14 protein-coding genes are annotated in these 16,955 nt (G+C 61.5%); 6 read left to right on the top strand and 8 right to left on the bottom strand.

All coding sequences use genetic code 11. The features are described 5' to 3' along the window. Positions 1–175 precede the first annotated feature (175 nt). Genes ACCC96_RS03035 through ACCC96_RS03005 form a run of 7 tightly spaced genes read right to left on the bottom strand, consistent with a single transcriptional unit; the run spans position 176 to position 8,648 of the window. Positions 176–1,177, bottom strand: coding sequence for a diguanylate cyclase domain-containing protein (locus tag ACCC96_RS03035; protein ID WP_019651829.1), 1,002 nt, complete (start codon positions 1,175–1,177; stop codon positions 176–178). Positions 1,178–1,225: 48 nt separating this feature from the next. Next, on the bottom strand, positions 1,226–2,236 hold the full coding sequence (locus ACCC96_RS03030; RefSeq protein ID WP_413694968.1) for a chemotaxis response regulator protein-glutamate methylesterase: 1,011 nt from the start codon (positions 2,234–2,236) through the stop codon (positions 1,226–1,228). After that, complete coding sequence (locus tag ACCC96_RS03025) at positions 2,233–4,542, bottom strand: hybrid sensor histidine kinase/response regulator (protein WP_413694967.1); 2,310 nt, start codon at positions 4,540–4,542, stop codon at positions 2,233–2,235. The genes ACCC96_RS03030 and ACCC96_RS03025 overlap by 4 nt, the downstream gene beginning before the upstream one ends. Continuing rightward, complete coding sequence (locus ACCC96_RS03020; protein ID WP_413694966.1) at positions 4,539–5,222, bottom strand: chemotaxis protein CheW; 684 nt, start codon at positions 5,220–5,222, stop codon at positions 4,539–4,541. The genes ACCC96_RS03025 and ACCC96_RS03020 overlap by 4 nt, the downstream gene beginning before the upstream one ends. Continuing rightward, positions 5,219–6,493 carry a CheR family methyltransferase gene (locus ACCC96_RS03015; RefSeq protein ID WP_413694965.1) on the bottom strand — a complete coding sequence of 425 codons (1,275 nt, stop codon included), beginning with the start codon at positions 6,491–6,493 and terminating at the stop codon, positions 5,219–5,221. The genes ACCC96_RS03020 and ACCC96_RS03015 overlap by 4 nt, the downstream gene beginning before the upstream one ends. Further along, positions 6,490–7,026 carry a chemotaxis protein CheW gene (locus tag ACCC96_RS03010; protein ID WP_018926686.1) on the bottom strand — a complete coding sequence of 179 codons (537 nt, stop codon included), beginning with the start codon at positions 7,024–7,026 and terminating at the stop codon, positions 6,490–6,492. Before ACCC96_RS03010 ends, ACCC96_RS03015 begins: the two co-directional genes overlap by 4 nt. Continuing rightward, the gene (locus ACCC96_RS03005; RefSeq protein WP_258672450.1) at positions 7,026–8,648 is read right to left on the bottom strand and encodes a methyl-accepting chemotaxis protein; all 1,623 of its coding nucleotides are present in this window, start codon (positions 8,646–8,648) and stop codon (positions 7,026–7,028) included. Before ACCC96_RS03005 ends, ACCC96_RS03010 begins: the two co-directional genes overlap by 1 nt. A 299-nt stretch (positions 8,649–8,947) precedes the next feature. Here ACCC96_RS03005 and ydcS point away from each other — a divergent pair, with 299 nt between their 5' ends. The 5 genes from ydcS to ACCC96_RS02980 all read left to right on the top strand — a co-directional run bounded on the left by ydcS (position 8,948) and on the right by ACCC96_RS02980 (position 14,600). After that, positions 8,948–10,099 (top strand): putative ABC transporter substrate-binding protein YdcS, encoded by a 1,152-nt coding sequence (gene ydcS, locus ACCC96_RS03000; protein ID WP_413694964.1) that lies wholly within the window; start codon positions 8,948–8,950, stop codon positions 10,097–10,099. A 226-nt stretch (positions 10,100–10,325) separates the two neighbouring features. Beyond that, positions 10,326–11,363, top strand: coding sequence for an ABC transporter ATP-binding protein (locus ACCC96_RS02995; RefSeq protein WP_258672448.1), 1,038 nt, complete (start codon positions 10,326–10,328; stop codon positions 11,361–11,363). A 1-nt stretch (position 11,364) separates the two neighbouring features. Then, positions 11,365–12,309, top strand: coding sequence for an ABC transporter permease (locus ACCC96_RS02990; RefSeq protein WP_019581622.1), 945 nt, complete (start codon positions 11,365–11,367; stop codon positions 12,307–12,309). Next, positions 12,299–13,123 carry an ABC transporter permease gene (locus tag ACCC96_RS02985; RefSeq protein ID WP_019581623.1) on the top strand — a complete coding sequence of 275 codons (825 nt, stop codon included), beginning with the start codon at positions 12,299–12,301 and terminating at the stop codon, positions 13,121–13,123. The genes ACCC96_RS02990 and ACCC96_RS02985 overlap by 11 nt, the downstream gene beginning before the upstream one ends. Positions 13,124–13,175: 52 nt before the next feature. Further along, positions 13,176–14,600 carry a gamma-aminobutyraldehyde dehydrogenase gene (locus ACCC96_RS02980; protein ID WP_413694963.1) on the top strand — a complete coding sequence of 475 codons (1,425 nt, stop codon included), beginning with the start codon at positions 13,176–13,178 and terminating at the stop codon, positions 14,598–14,600. 88 nt (positions 14,601–14,688) lie between these two features. Here ACCC96_RS02980 and ACCC96_RS02975 read toward each other — a convergent pair whose 3' ends face one another. Then, complete coding sequence (locus ACCC96_RS02975) at positions 14,689–14,874, bottom strand: hypothetical protein (RefSeq protein ID WP_007940616.1); 186 nt, start codon at positions 14,872–14,874, stop codon at positions 14,689–14,691. Between the two features lie 412 nt (positions 14,875–15,286). Between ACCC96_RS02975 and ACCC96_RS02970 the strand changes: the two genes are divergently transcribed. After that, positions 15,287–16,912 carry a glucan biosynthesis protein D gene (locus tag ACCC96_RS02970; RefSeq protein ID WP_019581625.1) on the top strand — a complete coding sequence of 542 codons (1,626 nt, stop codon included), beginning with the start codon at positions 15,287–15,289 and terminating at the stop codon, positions 16,910–16,912. The last annotated feature ends 43 nt before the right edge of the window (positions 16,913–16,955 follow it).

Here is a 16,955-nt window from a genome sequence, read left to right as displayed (position 1 = left end):
CAACATAAAACCTGTGGCGAGGGGGCTTGCCCCCGTTCGGCTGCGCAGCAGTCGTAAAACCAGAGACTGCGGTCTGAATGAAGAAACCGGATAGGGGCCGCTGCGCAGCCCAACGGGGGCAAGCCCCCTCGCCACAGTGTTTGCGCCAGCCTTGGGGCTTCACTTGATCTGAAGACTACTCAATTCCCACCTGATTGCGCCCATTGTTCTTCGCCAGGTACAACCCCTTGTCCGCCGCCGAGATCAATTGCCGGCAGTCGCTGCCCGGCTGCGGGATCACGGTCGACAGGCCGATGCTGATGGTCAGGCACGAACCTTCGGTCGGGAAAACGTGCGGGATCTTCAATCCGACCACGGTCTGGCGCAGTTTTTCCGCCACCAGCCGCGCACCGCCCGGCGAGGTGTTGGGCAAGACCAGGACGAACTCTTCGCCGCCGTAACGGGCCGGCAGGTCCGATGGCCTGGCGCTGGCGTCACGAATTGCCGTGGCGACTTTGCGCAGGGCTTCATCGCCTTCGAGGTGGCCAAAACTGTCGTTGTAGGACTTGAAATAGTCGACATCGATCATCAGCAACGACAATTGCGTCTGGTCACGCAACGAACGCCGCCACTCCAGTTCCAGGTATTCGTCGAAGTGCCGGCGGTTCGACAGCCCGGTCAGGCCGTCGGAGTTCATCAAGCGTTGCAGCACCAGGTTGGTGTCGAGCAACTGTTGCTGGCTGACCCGCAACGCACGGTACGCCGCGTCACGCTGCAGCAGGGTCATGTAGGAGCGCGAGTGATAGCGGATGCGCGCCACCAGTTCGATGTTGTCCGGCAGCTTGACCAGGTAATCGTTGGCCCCGGCGGCAAACGCCGCGCTTTTGATCAGTGGGTCTTCCTTGGTCGACAGGACAATGATCGGAATGTCCTTGGTCGCCGGGTGATTACGGTATTCGCGCACCAGGCTCAGGCCGTCGAGGCCGGGCATGACCAGGTCCTGAAGGATCACCGTCGGCTTGATGCGGATCGCCTGGGCGATGGCCTGGTGCGGGTCGGCGCAGAAGTGGAAGTCGATGTTCTCTTCGTTCGACAGACCACGGCGCACCGCCTCGCCGATCATCGCCTGATCGTCCACCAACAACACCATGGCGGCGTTTTCGTCGGTTTTGAAGTCGTCGAGCTGTAATTCATTCATGTGCGGTCACCTGAGTACTGCTTGGGCCACGATTGCTGCTAATGATAGTCATTTTTGGAAAATCTCCAGCAAACGTGGCGCTATCTTGTCCAGTGGGCGGATTTCCGCGGCAGCGTCGATGGCTGCGGCCGCCTTGGGCATTCCGTACACGGCACTGCTGTTCTGGTCCTGAGCGATGGTCAGGTAGCCCTGTTGGCGCATGAGTTTAAGCCCCTGGGCGCCGTCACGCCCCATACCGGTCAGTAGAACGCCCACGGCATCACCGCTCCAGTAATTGGCCACACTCTCGAAAAACACATCGATCGAAGGCCGATAGATCTCGTTGACCGGTTCGGCGGTGTAGGCCAGCGTGCCGTTTTTCAGCAAGCGGATGTGATGATTGGTACCGGCCAGCAGGACCGTGCCGCTTTGCGGCGGTTCGCCTTCCTGGGCCAGGCGCACGTCCAGGCCGCTGGCGGTGGCAAGCCATTCGGCCATGCCGGCGGCGAACACCTGATCCACATGCTGGACCAGCACGATGGCCGCCGAAAAATCCCGGGGCAGGCCCTTGAGCAGCACTTCCAGCGCCGCCGGCCCGCCAGCGGATGAACCGATCGCCACCAGGTGCTGGCGCGAGGCCGAGTTGCGGTGCGGGCTCGGTGCCGATCGCTCCCGATTGCTGTGGTCACCGATCAACCAGCCAATGTTGAGGATCTTGCGCAGCAGCGGCGCAGCGGCTTCCTGAGGGTTACCTGCGCCCAGCGCCGGGGTATCGACCACATCAAGCGCGCCGTAGCCCATGGCTTCGAACACCCGGTGCACGTTCTGCTGACGGTCGACGGTGACGATGACGATCGCGCACGGGGTCTCGGCCATGATCCGCCGGGTCGCTTCCACGCCGTCCATCAACGGCATGATCAAGTCCATCAGGATCAGATCCGGGGTGTATTCGGTGCAACGTTGCACCGCCTCCACCCCGTTGCTGGCGACCCAGACCACCTCGTGCGCCGGTTCGAACGCCAGGGCGCGGCGTAAAGCCTCTACCGCCATGGGCATATCGTTGACGATGGCGATTTTCATGCTCGCGCCCCTCCAATGAGCTCAACGACTGCATCCAGTAAGGCGTCATCATGAAAACTGGCCTTGGCTAGATAATAGTCGGCGCCGGCGTCCAGTCCACGACGACGGTCTTCTTCGCGGTCCTTGTAGGACACCACCATCACCGGCAGCGATTGCAGGCGATTGTCGCGACGCAACAACGACACCAGTTCGATGCCGTCCATGCGCGGCATGTCGATGTCGGTGATCAGCAGATCGAAATCCTCCGAACGCAGGGCATTCCAGCCATCCATACCGTCCACCGCCACGGCGACGTCGTAGCCGCGATTGAGTAACAACTTGCGCTGCAACTCACGAACGGTCAGCGAATCGTCCACCACCAGAATCCGTTTGCGCGCGGCTTCAACGGCCTGATTGGCGTGCCGGGCAATGCGCTCCAGACGCCCGGTATTGAGCAGTTTGTCCACCGAACGCAGCATGTCTTCGACGTCGACGATCAGCACCACCGAGCCGTCGTCGAGCAAAGCCCCAGCGGAAATGTCCTGTACCTTGCCCAGACGCTCGTCCAGCGGCAGCACCACCAGCGTCCGCTCGCCGATAAACCGTTCGACCGCCACCCCGTAGATCGCCTCACGCTCGCGGATGACCACGACTTTGAGGGTCTGCACGCTGTTCTGGCTCGCCGGCCGATGCAACAGCTGACTGGCTGCGACCAGCCCGACATGCCGGCCTTCGTACCAGAAGTGCTGCCGGCCTTCGACCTGCACGATGTCTTCCGGCTCCAGGTCGCACATGCGCTCGATGTGCGCCAGCGGGAAGGCGTACGCCTCGTCACCGACTTCCACCACCAGACTGCGCACCACCGACAGCGTCTGCGGCACTTCAAGATGGAAACGACTGCCCGCGCCCGCCGTCTGCTCCAGCACCACGGCGCCGCGCAACTGCCGGACCATGTGCTGAACCGCATCCAGCCCGACGCCGCGCCCGGACACTTCGGTGACCGTGTCGCGCAGGCTGAAACCCGGCAGAAACAGGAACGTCAGCAGCTCTTCTTCGCTCAATTGCGCGGCAGTCTCGGCTGGGGATAACTGCCGCTCGACGATCGTGCGGCGGACCTTTTCCAGGTCGACGCCATTGCCATCATCGCTCAGCTCCAGCACCAACAGACCGGCCTGATGGGAGGCTCGCAAACGGATCACGCCTTCCTCCGGCTTGCCCGCCAAGCGTCGCTGTTCCGGGGTTTCGATGCCGTGATCCACCGCATTGCGCAGCAGGTGTGTCAGCGGTGCTTCGAGTTTTTCCAGTACGTCGCGGTCGACTTGGGTCTTGTCTCCCTCGATCTCCAGCCGCACCTGTTTGCCAAGGTTGCGCCCAAGATCGCGGACCATGCGTACTTGACCGCTCAGCACGTCGGCGAACGGCCGCATGCGACAGGCCAGCGCGGTGTCATACAACACCTGTGCGCGCTGACTGGCGTGCCAGGCGAACTCGTCCAGTTCGGCGTTTTTTTCCACCAGTAATTGCTGGGACTCGGCCAGCAATCGGCGGGCATCGCCCAAGGCTTCCTGGGCTTCGAGGCTCAAGGCATGGTCCTTGAGATGAACGTTGAGGCTTTCCAGCGCCCGCAGGCCATTGCTCTGCATGCGTTTAAGGCGCTGCATGGTGGCCAGGTGCGGCTTGAGGCGCTGGGTTTCCACCAGCGATTTACTCGACAGGTCGAGCAGGCTGTTCAAGCGCTCGGCCGTGACGCGCAATACGCGCTCGCCAGTGTCGGCGGCGCGCCTGGTCTTGGACGCAGGCTCGGCGGGCTCTGCCTGGGGTGTTTCAATGAGTGTGTCGACGGGTGTTTCGGCGGCACGACCGGGCGGCTCGACCTTGGGTGTCGGTGGTTCGAGCTGAGGCTCTGCCATCGGCAGCGCGATGGGGGCAACCGTCGCCATGTGTTCGAGCAGCCGTCCCATCAAGACGACATAAGCGTCGATATCCGCAGGCGCCGGAGCATTGTTCGGCGTCGCAATCCGCATCAGCAGATCGGTGCCCTGCAACAGCGCATCAATGTGTTCGGGTCGCAGGTACAGGCGCCCTTCCTGGGCGCTGACCAGGTAATCCTCCATCACGTGGGCGACGCTGACCCCGGCATCGACGCCTACAATTCGCGCCGCGCCCTTGAGCGAATGGGCCGCGCGCATGCACGACTCGAGGTAATCGGCCTGGGTCGGATCGCGCTCCAGCGCCAGCAGACCGGCGCTCAGCACCAGGGTCTGGGCCTCGGCTTCCAGGCTGAACAGCTCCAGCAAGGAGGCGTCACGCATTTGGTCGGGGGTCATGTGAGGCTCCGGGTCACGGCAGACAGCAGCTGCTCTTCATCCAGCCAACGCAGGCTGCGACCTTTGAATGGCAAGACTCCGCGGGTGTATTTGGCGCTGGCCTGGGTGCCGGACTGGGACGCGGCATCGAGAATGCGCTCGTCGATGGCGTGAATCCCGTCCACTTCGTCCACCGGCACCACCACCGGCCCGCCGTGGGCGGCGATGATCAGCATCCGCGGCGTTACCCGCGCGCCGGGCGCCACGCTACTGGTGTCGTCGAGCCCCAACAGCTCCACCAAAGACAGGCACGCCACCAAGGCACCGCGCACATTCGCCACGCCGAGCAATGCCCGGGAACGCTGGTGCGGCAAGGAATGGATCGCTTGCAGTGGCGCCACTTCGACCAGGCTGCGAGTGGCCAGGCCCAGCCACTCTTCGCCGAGGCGAAACATCAGCAGCGAGCGGGTTTTCACCTCACTCTCGGCCACCGTGGAGATTTGCCCACGGTCGCCCTGCGACAAGGCGTAACGGTCGAGCAAGCGTGTGGCGGCAGCCGAATACACCGCGCAATTGCGGCAATGAATGTGCTCGCTCAGCAGTGGGCAGGACTGGTCGCCGTGGATACCGATGCGGTTCCAACAGTCGTCGATGGCCTGGGCATCTTCATGGGTGACGTTCAAGGTGTCGGAGGCGTTCATCGTTTACGCTCACTGTCAGCGGCGCGCTCGCTGCGGGCGGCGCGGGCCTGCAATCGTCTGGCACCCGCCGTGTCGCCTTGGGATTGCAGCAAGACCGCCAAGTGCATCAACGCGTCGGGGTGTTGCGGTTCGAGGTACAACGCCTTGCGATAAAAGCCCTGGGCCTCCAGGGCACTGCCAGCGACATCGCTGAGCAGCCCCAGCCAATAGAACACTTGGGCCACCGGTTCGTGACTGCGCAAATAACTTTCGCACGCGGCGCGGGCCTCGGCACTTTTGCCTTCATTGGCCAGCGCGGCGATATTCGCCAACAGCGTGGCGGCGTCCGAAGAAGTGGCCGAAGGGGTGGCGGCAGCCTGAGGCATCGGCACGACCGTCGCGAAAGGCCGACTGCGCACAGGCGGCGGAGTCACGCTGCGCAACGGTTGCTGCACTGGCAGCGACATCGGCGCGAAGGTCGCAGGCGGCTCGAGCGCGCTCTGGCGACTGAAGGCAAACGACTGCGGGATACCGATCGAGCGCATGCCGAAACGGCCGAGCAGACTGCCCTCGGCCGGGCCGATAAATAGCACGCCGTCGACGTGAGTCAGACGCTTGAGCACTTCGAACACTTGCTGCTGGGTCGGCTGGTCGAAATAAATCAGCAGGTTGCGACAGAACACGAAGTCATAGGGCGGCTCGTTGACCAGCAAGGTCGGATCCAGCAGGTTACCGACCTGTAAACGCACCTGTTCAAGCACGCGCCCGCTGAGGCGATAGTTGTCGTGTTCCGCGGTGAAATGGCGCTCGCGAAACTCGATGTCCTGGCCACGAAACGAATTTTTGCCGTACAGCGCGAGCCTGGCCTTTTCCACCGACAGCGGACTGACGTCTATGCCGTCGACCTTGAACTGGTGCGGCGCCAGCCCCGCATCGAGCAATGCCATGGCGATCGAGTACGGTTCTTCGCCGGTAGAACACGGCAAGCTGAGAATCCGCAGGGCGCGCATGTTGTTGATCGCCGCCAGCCGCTTGGCTGCCAGCTTCGCCAGCGTGGCGAAGGATTCCGGGTAACGGAAAAACCAGGTTTCGGGGACGATCACCGCTTCGATCAGCGCCTGCTGTTCGTCGCGCGAGCCCAGCAAAGTGTGCCAGTACTCATCGGCCGTCCGCGCCCGAACCGCCGTGATGCGCTGGCGCACCGCGCGCTCGATGAGCGCCGGGCCGACCGAGCCGACATCCAGGCCGATACGCTCCTTGAGGAAATCGAAAAACCGTTGATCGCTGCTCATCCCTGCTCCTCAAACTGCGCCAGGTCCAGCGGCGGCGAGGGAAACAATAAGGCGCGAACCTGTGCATCCAGTAAATCGGCAACCCGCACCCATTGCAGTAGCCCCTGGGCATCTTCGCGCACCGGGCCGAGGTACGGCGCCTGGCGATTGTCCAGGCCATAAGGCTGAAAGTCCGCCGGGTTGCAGCGCAACGTGTCGGTGACCTGCTCCAGAATCAGCCCGAGCAATTGCGCAGGCGTCGCCTCATCCGGCCGATAGTGCACCAACACCAGCCGCGTGCTGGTGCGGGCTTGGGCCGGTTGGCCAAACGTCAGCGCGCTGAGGTCGATCACCGGCACTACCGCGCCACGATAGGCGAACACCCCCGCTACCCAGTCTGGCGCCCGGGGAATGGGTTTCAACGGCAGTTGCGGCAGCACTTCGGCCACCTCGATGGCCTGCAAGGCGTAGCGCTCGTTGCCGATGCGGAACACCAGAAACAACGACTGCTTCGCCGGCATCGCCACGCCGCGCCTGGCCGTAAGTTCGCTCATCAGACTTTGAATCGCGAGACACCGCCACGCAGCCCAACGGCCACCTGGCTCAGTTCGTCGATGGCGAAACTGGCCTGGCGCAAGGACTCAACCGTCTGGCTGCTGGCATCGCCCAACTGCACCAGCGCGTGGTTGATCTGCTCGGCGCCGGTGGCCTGGGCCTGCATGCCTTCGTTGACCATCAACACCCGTGGCGCCAGCGCCTGGACCTGATGGATGATCTGCGACAGCTGCTCGCCCACTTGCTGCACCTCGGACATGCCGCGGCGCACTTCCTCAGAGAACTTGTCCATGCCCATGACCCCGGCCGACACCGCCGACTGGATCTCGCGCACCATCTGCTCGATGTCGTAGGTGGCCACGGCGGTCTGGTCTGCCAGACGTCGCACTTCGGTGGCGACCACGGCAAACCCGCGACCGTATTCACCGGCCTTCTCGGCTTCGATCGCGGCGTTCAGGGACAACAGGTTGGTCTGGTCGGCGACTTTGACGATGGTCACCACCACTTGGTTGATGTTGCCGGCCTTCTCATTGAGGATCGCCAGTTTGGCATTCACCAGATCTGCCGCGCCCATCACCGAGTGCATGGTGTCTTCCATGCGCGCCAGGCCTTGCTGACCAGAACCGGCCAGCACCGAAGCCTGGTCGGCGGCGGTGGAGACTTCGGTCATGGTGCGCACCAGGTCGCGTGAGGTGGCGGCAATTTCACGGGATGTCGCACCGATTTCGGTGGTGGTGGCTGCGGTTTCGGTGGCGGTGGCCTGTTGCTGCTTGGAGGTCGCGGCGATTTCGGTGACCGACGTGGTGACCTGCACCGAGGAGCGCTGGGCCTGGGACACCAACGAGGTGAGCTCGGTCATCATGTCGTTGAAGCCGGTTTCCACCGCGCCGAACTCGTCCTTGCGATCAAGATTCAGGCGACTGCTGAGATCGCCCGTGCGCATGACTTCGAGGATATCCACAATGCGATTCATCGGCGCCATGATCGCGCGCATCAACAGCAGGCCGCAGAGGCCGGCGGCGATGATTGCCACCAGCAAAGAGACGCCCATGCTGATTTTGGCGGCCGTCACCGCGTCACTGATGGCCAGCGTGGATTGTTCAGCCAGGGCGTGATTATTTTCAAGAAGGCTGTTCAATTGCTTGCGCCCATTGACCCAGGCCGGCGTCAGTTTTTGCTCCAGGGCAAGAACCGCCTGGTCGTACTCTTTGCGCTGATAGAGATCGAGAACGTTGGTCATTTCTTTGTTGTAGAGCTGGTGACGCACTTCGAACTCGTCGAACAGGACCCGATCGTCCTCCGTGAAAATGGTTTTGCGGTAGTTGCCTATTTGCTCGTTCAAGCGCTCTTCGAAGCTTTTGTACATGGTCTGGTCGGCGACGGTCATTTCGCGATGCCCGGAAAGGCCGACAAGCTGTTGGGTGAGGTTAAAACTGTCGACCCACGCACCGCGGATCATCGAACTGTAATACACCCCCGGGACCGCATCGGTGCGGACCGATTCTGCGCCGGCGTCGATCTTCATCAGCCGAGAAAAAGACACCACGACCATCAGCAGCATGATCGCGATAATTACCGCAAAGCTCGCCAAAATGCGTTGGCGCAACGTCCAGTTCTTCACAGTCAGTCCTCGGTGCGGGTCAAATTGCGGGGGAGTATAGCTGAGGGCGGTGTTTCATTAATCAGACGCTGAGCATCGTTTCTCATCCCGCCAATAAAAAGCCGGGATTCGGCAGAAACATCACATCCCGCATTGGAAATTTGTCGACCGTGGCATCGGGCACTAGTCTGGATAAACCCATGACACAGCCCGGCCTCAGTCAGCCTCCCACAAAGCGCACTACGCTAATAACAAGCCACTCGTGGCGAACTACCCCGTTCAACGCTGTCCCGACCCTAATTAAAGAAGAGGGAAACCCCATGTTCGAACACAAGACCGCACTGCTCAGTGCAATCACCACGGCACTGCTGGCCAGCGCCAGCCTGCAGGCCGCCGAGCCGCTGAAAGCCGTCGGTGCCGGCGAAGGCCAGCTGGATATCGTTGCCTGGCCCGGCTATATCGAACGGGGTGAAAGCGACAAGGCCTACGACTGGGTCAGCGCTTTCGAGAAAGAAACCGGCTGCAAGGTCAACGTCAAGACGGCCGGCACGTCCGATGAAATGGTCAGCCTGATGGCCAAGGGCGGTTACGACCTGGTGACGGCGTCCGGCGATGCCTCCCTGCGCTTGATCGCCGGCAAGCGTGTCCAGCCGATCAACACCGCATTGATCCCCAACTGGAAGAATCTCGATCCGCGCCTGAAGGATGGGCCGTGGTACGTGGTCGACAAGCAAACCTATGGCACCCCGTACCAATGGGGGCCGAATGTGCTCATGTACAACACCAACGTGTTCAAACAGCCGCCGACCAGTTGGAGCGTGATACTCGAAGAGCAGAAGCTGCCCGACGGTAAATCCAACAAGGGCCGCGTGCAGGCGTATGACGGCCCGATCTACATCGCGGACGCGGCGCTGTACCTGAAAACCGCCAAGCCGGAACTGGGCATCAAGGACCCTTACCTGCTCAACGAAAAACAGTACCAGGCCGTTCTCGACCTGCTGCGCAACCAGCAAAAGTTGATCCACCGCTACTGGCACGACACCACCGTGCAGATGAGTGACTTCAAGAACGAAGGCGTGGTGGCTTCCAGTTCCTGGCCGTATCAGGTCAACGGCCTGATGAACGAGAAACAGCCAGTCGCCTCGACCATCCCCAAGGAAGGCGCCACCGGATGGGCCGATACCACCATGATGCACGCTGAAGCCAAGCACCCGAACTGTGCTTACAAATGGATGGACTGGTCGCTGACGCCGAAGGTCCAGGGCGATGTGTCCGCCTGGTTCGGCTCGCTGCCGGCGGTTCCGGCGGCGTGCAAGGCAAGCGAACTGTTGGGGGCCGAGGGGTGCAAGACCAACGGTTTCGACCAGTTCGACAAGATCGCCTTCTGGAAAACCCCGCAGGCTGAGGGTGGCAAGTTTGTACCTTATAGCCGTTGGACCCAGGACTACATCGCGATTATGGGAGGCAGGTAATACACCGCCCCCTTGTGGCGAGGGAGCTTGCTCCCGCTGGGTGGCGAAGCCGCCCCAAAACCCGCCAATGCGGTCTATCAAGTAAACCGCATTAACCCTTTTTGGGAGTGCTACGCACTCCAGCGGGAGCAAGCTCCCTCGCCACAAAAGCACACCGATTCAGCTTTTTCAGAAGTCCAGGCAGGGGCCGCTGTGATGGCCCCCGCTTTTTGGGAGCACCGTATCCATGACGCTTGCAGTCCAGTTCACCAACGTTTCCCGTCAGTTCGGTGAGGTGAAGGCCGTTGACCGGGTTTCCATCGACATCCAGGACGGCGAGTTCTTTTCCCTGCTGGGCCCTTCCGGCTCGGGTAAAACCACCTGCCTGCGCCTGATCGCCGGTTTCGAACAGCCGAGCACCGGCTCCATCCGCATCCATGGCTTGGAGGCCGCCGGGCTGCCGCCGTATCAGCGCGACGTAAACACTGTGTTCCAGGATTACGCGCTGTTCCCGCACATGAACGTACTCGACAACGTCGCCTACGGTTTGAAAGTCAAAGGCGTCGGCAAGACCGAACGCCACAAACGTGCCGAAGAAGCCCTCGACATGGTCGCCCTCAACGGCTACGGCGAGCGCAAACCAGTGCAGCTGTCGGGCGGCCAACGCCAGCGTGTGGCCCTGGCTCGCGCGCTGGTCAATCGCCCTCGCGTGTTGTTGCTCGACGAACCACTCGGGGCGCTGGACCTGAAGCTGCGCGAGCAAATGCAAGGCGAACTGAAGAAGCTGCAACGTCAGCTCGGCATCACCTTTATCTTCGTCACCCACGACCAGACCGAAGCGTTGTCGATGTCCGACCGCGTGGCGGTGTTCAACAAGGGGCGCATCGAACAGGTCGACACGCCGCGCCACCTCTATATGAAACCGACAACCACCTTCGTCGCCGAATTCGTCGGCACCTCCAATGTGATACGCGGTGATCTGGCCCGGCAGTTGAGCGGCAATCCTCAGCCGTTTTCGATCCGCCCGGAACACGTGCGTTTCGCCGAAGGCCCGCTGGCCAGCCATGAAATCGAAGTCAGCGGCCTGCTCCACGACATCCAGTACCAGGGCAGCGCCACCCGCTATGAACTGAAACTGGAAAACGGCCAGACCCTGAACATCAGCCAGGCCAACGTCCAGTGGCTGGACGTCAGTGCGCAACATCAGCCCGGGCAACGCATCAGCGCTCGCTGGGCGCGCGAAGCGATGATCCCGCTGCACGACAATGTTGTAGGCGGGGTATGAGATGGACAGCGTGATCTCTCGAACCCCGGCCAACGGCTCGCCGCTACGCCGGTTTTCGAACCTGCTGTACCGGCGGCCGAACCTGTATCTGTCGCTGCTACTGGTGCCGCCGTTGCTGTGGTTTGGCGCGATCTACCTCGGCTCGCTGCTGACCCTGCTGTGGCAAGGCTTCTACACCTTCGATGACTTCACCATGACGGTCACCCCCGACCTGACCCTGGCGAACTTCGCAGCGCTGTTCCAGCCATCGAACTTCGACATCATCCTGCGCACCCTGAGCATGGCCATCGTCGTGTCGATCGCCAGTGCAATCGTGGCCTTCCCGATCGCCTACTACATGGCGCGCTACACCAGCGGCAACACCAAGGCGTTTTTCTACATCGCGGTGATGATGCCGATGTGGGCCAGTTACATCGTCAAGGCCTATGCCTGGACCTTGCTGCTGGCCAAGGGCGGCGTGGCTCAGTGGTTCGTTCAGTACCTGAACCTGGAGCCGGTGTTGCAGTTCGTACTCGGGATGCCGGGGGTGGGTGGCAGCACCCTGTCGACCTCGCATCTGGGGCGGTTCATGGTGTTCGTTTATATCTGGCTGCCGTTCATGATCCTGCCGATCCAGGCGTCACTGGAACGCCTGCCGCCGTCCTTGCTGCAAGCTTCGGCGGATCTGGGCGCCAAGCCGCGTCAGACCTTCATGCAAGTGATTCTGCCGCTGTCGATTCCGGGGATCGCGGCCGGTTCGATTTTCACGTTTTCACTGACACTGGGCGACTTCATCGTGCCGCAACTGGTGGGCCCGCCGGGCTACTTCGTCGGCAGCATGGTCTACGCCCAGCAAGGGGCGATCGGCAACATGCCGATGGCGGCGGCCTTCACGCTGGTGCCGATCGTGCTGATCGCCATTTACCTGTCCATCGTCAAACGCCTGGGGGCCTTCGATGCGCTCTGACGCTTCCTCTCAAGACCGGGCATCCCTGGGCCTGCGCATAGCCGCCTGGGGCGGGTTGCTGTTCTTGCATTTCCCGATCCTGATCATCTTCCTCTATGCCTTCAACACCGAAGACGCGGCGTTCAGCTTTCCGCCCAAGGGCTTCACCCTGAAGTGGATCGCCGTGGCGTTCTCGCGGCCCGACGTACTGGAGGCGATCAAGCTGTCACTGCAGATCGCCGCCATCGCCACGCTGATTGCGCTGATCCTCGGCACCCTCGCCTCGGCGGCGTTGTACCGGCGGGACTTCTTCGGCAAGCAAGGTATTTCGCTGATGCTGATCCTGCCGATCGCATTGCCGGGGATCATCACCGGGATCGCGTTGCTGGCGACCTTCAAGACGCTGGGGATCGAGCCGGGGGTATTCACCATCGTGATCGGTCACGCGACCTTCTGTGTGGTGATCGTCTACAACAACGTCATCGCCCGGTTACGCCGCACGTCATATAGCTTGATCGAGGCGTCGATGGACCTCGGCGCCGACGGCTGGCAGACCTTCCGCTACATCGTCCTGCCGAACCTCGGCTCGGCGTTGCTGGCTGGCGGCATGCTGGCGTTTGCCCTGTCGTTCGACGAAATCATCGTCACCACCTTCACCGCCGGCCACGAACGCACCTTGCCGTTGTGGCTGCTCAACCAGCTCAGCCGCCCTCGGGACGTGCCGGTGACCAATGTCGTGGCGATGCTGGTCATGATGGTGACCATGTTGCCGATTCTCGGCGCGTATTACCTGACCCGTGGTGGGGAAAGCGTTGCGGGCAGTGGCGGGAAATAACTGACAACTCATTTCCCACAGAGGAAATACAACAGCTTCGGAGGACAACGCCATGCAAACCAAACTCTTGATCAATGGCCAACTGGTCGCCGGCGACGGCCCCGCCCAAGCCGTGTTCAACCCGGCCCTCGGTCGTGTACTGGTGGAAATCAACGAAGCCAGCGAAGCCCAGGTCGACGCCGCCGTGCGCGCCGCCGATAGCGCCTTCGAAGGCTGGTCGCAAACCACGCCGAAAGAACGCTCGCTGTTGCTGCTCAAACTCGCCGACATCATCGAAGCCCATGGCGAAGAGCTGGCCAAACTGGAGTCGGACAACTGCGGCAAACCCTACAGCGCCGCGCTGAACGACGAGATCCCGGCGATTGCCGACGTGTTCCGATTCTTCGCCGGCGCCAGCCGTTGCCTGAGCGGAGCACTGGGCGGTGAATACTTGCCCGGCCATACTTCGATGATCCGCCGCGACCCGGTGGGCGTGATTGCCTCTATCGCGCCGTGGAACTACCCGCTGATGATGCTCGCCTGGAAAATCGCCCCGGCCCTGGCCGCCGGTAATACCGTGGTGCTCAAACCGTCGGAACAAACCCCGCTGACCGCCCTGCGCTTGGCAGAACTGGCGTCGGAAATTTTCCCGGCGGGCGTGCTTAACCTGGTGTACGGCCGTGGTCCTACGGTCGGCACCCCACTGGTCACCCACCCGAAAGTGCGCATGGTGTCGCTGACCGGCTCTATCGCCACCGGCTCAAATATCATTTCCAGCACTGCCGGCAACGTCAAACGCATGCACATGGAACTGGGTGGCAAGGCGCCGGTGATCATCTTCGACGATGCCGACATCGACGCCGCCGTGGAAGGCATTCGCACCTTCGGTTTCTACAACGCCGGCCAGGACTGCACCGCCGCCTGCCGCATCTACGCCCAGGCTGGCATCTACGACACCTTCGTCGAGAAGCTCGGCGCCGCGGTCAGCAGCCTCAAGTACGGCGTGCAGGATGATCCATCGACGGAGCTGGGCCCATTGATCAGCGCGCAACATCGCGACCGCGTGACCGAGCTTGTCGAGCGAGCCATGGCGCAACCGCACATTCGCTTGATCACCGGCGGCAAGCCAGTGGAAGGCAATGGCTTCTTCTTTGAGCCAACGGTGTTGGCCGACGTGCAACAGGACGACGAGATCGTGCGCCGCGAAGTGTTCGGGCCGGTGGTATCAGTGACCAAATTCACCGATGAAGCGCAGGCGCTGGCCTGGGCCAACGATTCGGACTACGGCCTGGCGTCGTCAGTCTGGACCTCGGATGTCGGCCGCGCCCATCGCCTGTCTGCACGCCTGCAGTACGGCTGCACCTGGGTGAACACCCACTTCATGCTGGTCAGCGAAATGCCGCACGGTGGTCAGAAACTGTCCGGTTATGGCAAGGACATGTCCATGTATGGGTTGGAGGATTACACGGTTGTAAGGCATGTGATGTTCAAGCATTAAAAGCAAAAAGATCGCTGCCTGCGGCAGTTCTCCTGTAAGCGCTGTCGCAGGCCGCGATCTTTTGCTCAACGGACAAAGCCTTTACACCTCAAAACCGCGAAACACTCCTCATCGCATCCACCAGATAGCGCATCGCAATCCGGTCGCTCTCCGACAACTCGCGATAGCGCTCCACCAACTTCAACTCCTCCGAACTGAGACGACGCCTTCGCCGCCCGGTGGCCAGGCAGGGAAAGAGTCCTAACATTTCAGTGATGCCTTGTACTTTCGACATGGACGATGTCCTTCTATACGTCAGAGAAAACTGCAAAACCGCATCGCCCTATCACTTTCAGCGGCCGTCTTGTGTGCACTGAACCCACCGGCCTGAAGGGCCGAAACCGGTCATGCCCATAGAATAGAAATTAAATCGGCGCTGAAAAGCGGTTTTTAGAGTAATTAGTCGAAAAAAGCAGATATGCCCTATAAATCAGAAAGTGCTGTGAGAAACGTTACCTGACATGTCTTGTTTCATTGCCGCGCTGTCGCGGTGTTATCAATCATTTTTGCTCTACAACTGAACGGTTTAAGCTTATTGGCATCTGCTCTAAAGTCCGTTGCGTTTGGCCGAAGGCATGTCCGAACCGTTATTTCTGATCCAGCACGTGCCAGGAACGGCGCGGGATTGTTCACGACAGGTTGTACTTATGCACCGCAGGAATTTGCTCAAAGCCTCCATGGCCATCGCGGCTTATACCGGTCTCTCGGCCACCGGCCTGCTGGCCGCAAACGCCTGGGCCGGCAGTGGCACTGCCGATGGCGACGCCCAGGCGTTCGACTTCGAAGCGCTGAAGAGCCAGGCCAAACAGCTCGCCGGCAAGCCGTATCAGGACACCAAACAGGTGCTGCCGCCGACGCTGGCGACCATGACGCCGCAGAACTTCAACGCAATCCGCTACGACGGCAATCACTCGCTGTGGAAGGATCTGAAAGGTCAGCTGGACGTGCAGTTTTTCCACGTCGGCATGGGTTTCAAGCAGCCGGTGCGCATGTACAGCGTCGATCCCAAGACTCGACTGGCGCGCGAGGTGCATTTCCGCCCGTCGCTGTTCAACTACGAAAAAACCACCGTAGACACCCAACAGCTCAAGGGCGACCTGGGGTTTTCCGGGTTCAAGCTGTTCAAGGCCCCGGAGCTGGATCAGCACGACGTCTTGTCGTTCCTCGGCGCCAGCTATTTCCGTGCGGTTGACGCCACCGGCCAGTACGGTTTGTCGGCCCGCGGCCTGGCGATCGACACCTACGCCAAGAAGCGTGAAGAATTCCCGGACTTCACCAAGTTCTGGTTCGAGACACCGGACAAGGACAGCACCCGTTTCGTGGTGTACGCCCTGCTCGATTCGCCGAGCGCCACCGGGGCCTACCGTTTTGACATCGATTGCCAGGCCGAGCGCGTGGTGATGGAAGTCGACGCCCACGTCAATGCCCGCACCGCCATCGAGCAACTGGGCATCGCACCGATGACCAGCATGTTCAGCTGCGGCACTCACGAGCGCCGTATGTGCGACACCATCCACCCGCAAATCCACGACTCCGACCGCCTGGCGATGTGGCGCGGCAACGGCGAGTGGATCTGCCGTCCGCTGAACAACCCGGCCACCCTGCAATTCAACGCCTTCGCCGACACCGACCCGAAAGGCTTTGGCCTGGTGCAGACCGACCATGAATTCGACAGTTATCAGGACACCGTCGACTGGTACAGCAAGCGGCCGAGCCTGTGGGTAGAACCTACGACCGCGTGGGGCGAAGGCTCTATTGATTTGCTGGAAATTCCTACGACCGGCGAAACCCTGGACAACATCGTCGCGTTCTGGACGCCGAAGAAACCGGTGGCCGCCGGTGATTCCCTGAACTACGGCTACAAGCTCTACTGGAGCGCCCTGCCACCGACGGGTACGCCGCTGGCACGGGTCAACGCGACCCGTTCGGGCATGGGCGGCTTTGTCGAAGGCTGGGCACCGGGTGAGCATTATCCTGAAGTCTGGGCACGCCGCTTTGCCGTGGACTTCACCGGCGGCGGGCTGGACCGCTTGCCCGAAGGCGCGGGGATCGAACCGGTGGTGACCTGCTCGAACGGTCAGGTGAAGGATTTCAACGTGCTGGTGCTCGATGACATCAAGGGCTACCGAATCACCTTTGACTGGTACCCGACCAATGACAGCGTGGCGCCGGTAGAACTGCGGTTGTTCATTCGCACCAATGACCGCACGTTGAGTGAAACCTGGCTGTACCAGTATTTCCCGCCGGCGCCGGATAAGCGCAAGTACACCTGATATAGCGATCTTTTGACGTTAAAAAGCCCCGGTCAACCCGACC

The organism is Pseudomonas sp. Pseusp11 (assembly GCF_047304405.1).
Classification (GTDB): domain Bacteria; phylum Pseudomonadota; class Gammaproteobacteria; order Pseudomonadales; family Pseudomonadaceae; genus Aquipseudomonas.
This window is presented reverse-complemented; position numbering and strand designations above follow the sequence as displayed.